Origin of the sequence: Enterococcus sp. BWT-B8, assembly GCF_020567625.1 — a bacterium.
In the GTDB taxonomy this organism is placed as follows: Bacteria; Bacillota; Bacilli; order Lactobacillales; family Enterococcaceae; genus Enterococcus_L.
Map to the genome: position 1 here is coordinate 1 of NZ_JAJDJV010000029.1, position 1,863 is coordinate 1,863.

Sequence of the window (1,863 nt, forward strand, 5' to 3'; positions counted from 1 at the left end):
TTGCAGGCAGAAAAAACTTTTCAAAATTTTATTAAAAGAGTTGACAAGCGCTTCTCGATTTGATAAGATATAAAAGTTGCTGCAAGGCGACAAAGTAGACCTTTGAAAACTGAACAAAGTAAGACAAACCAAATGTGTAGGGCGTTTTGATCAATTCAAAACAACAAACATTTTTAACAAGCAAGCGAAAGCTAGCGCAACAACAATGAGCTTAACAATCGTAAGATTGTTCTAACTTTTATTATGAGAGTTTGATCCTGGCTCAGGACGAACGCTGGCGGCGTGCCTAATACATGCAAGTCGAACGCTTCTTTTCTGCCGAGTGCTTGCACTCAATTGAAAAGAAGAGTGGCGGACGGGTGAGTAACACGTGGGTAACCTGCCCATCAGAAGGGGATAACACTTGGAAACAGGTGCTAATACCGTATAACAATAGGAACCGCATGGTTCTTATTTGAAAGACGCTTTCGGGTGTCGCTGATGGATGGACCCGCGGTGCATTAGCTAGTTGGTGAGGTAAGGGCTCACCAAGGCCACGATGCATAGCCGACCTGAGAGGGTGATCGGCCACACTGGGACTGAGACACGGCCCAGACTCCTACGGGAGGCAGCAGTAGGGAATCTTCGGCAATGGACGAAAGTCTGACCGAGCAACGCCGCGTGAGTGAAGAAGGTTTTCGGATCGTAAAACTCTGTTGTTAGAGAAGAACAAGTGGGAGAGTAACTGCTCTCACCTTGACGGTATCTAACCAGAAAGCCACGGCTAACTACGTGCCAGCAGCCGCGGTAATACGTAGGTGGCAAGCGTTGTCCGGATTTATTGGGCGTAAAGCGAGCGCAGGCGGTTTCTTAAGTCTGATGTGAAAGCCCCCGGCTCAACCGGGGAGGGTCATTGGAAACTGGGAGACTTGAGTGCAGAAGAGGAGAGTGGAATTCCATGTGTAGCGGTGAAATGCGTAGATATATGGAGGAACACCAGTGGCGAAGGCGGCTCTCTGGTCTGTAACTGACGCTGAGGCTCGAAAGCGTGGGGAGCAAACAGGATTAGATACCCTGGTAGTCCACGCCGTAAACGATGAGTGCTAAGTGTTGGAGGGTTTCCGCCCTTCAGTGCTGCAGCAAACGCATTAAGCACTCCGCCTGGGGAGTACGACCGCAAGGTTGAAACTCAAAGGAATTGACGGGGGCCCGCACAAGCGGTGGAGCATGTGGTTTAATTCGAAGCAACGCGAAGAACCTTACCAGGTCTTGACATCCTTTGACCACTCTAGAGATAGAGCTTCCCCTTCGGGGGCAAAGTGACAGGTGGTGCATGGTTGTCGTCAGCTCGTGTCGTGAGATGTTGGGTTAAGTCCCGCAACGAGCGCAACCCTTATTGTTAGTTGCCATCATTCAGTTGGGCACTCTAGCGAGACTGCCGGTGACAAACCGGAGGAAGGTGGGGATGACGTCAAATCATCATGCCCCTTATGACCTGGGCTACACACGTGCTACAATGGGAAGTACAACGAGACGCGAAGTCGCGAGGCTAAGCAAATCTCTTAAAGCTTCTCTCAGTTCGGATTGCAGGCTGCAACTCGCCTGCATGAAGCCGGAATCGCTAGTAATCGCGGATCAGCACGCCGCGGTGAATACGTTCCCGGGCCTTGTACACACCGCCCGTCACACCACGAGAGTTTGTAACACCCGAAGTCGGTGAGGTAACCTTTATGGAGCCAGCCGCCTAAGGTGGGATAGATGATTGGGGTGAAGTCGTAACAAGGTAGCCGTATCGGAAGGTGCGGCTGGATCACCTCCTTTCTAAGGAATATTACGGAGACTTACACAGGTTTGCATTACTTTGTTCAGTTTTGAGAGGTTTAC

1 rRNA gene is annotated in these 1,863 nt (G+C 50.4%); it reads left to right on the forward strand.

Annotated features, from left to right (window positions below):
* The first annotated feature begins 239 nt into the window (after positions 1 to 239).
* A 16S ribosomal RNA gene (locus tag LI951_RS15005) occupies positions 240 to 1,800 on the forward strand.
* Positions 1,801 to 1,863 lie beyond the last annotated feature (63 nt).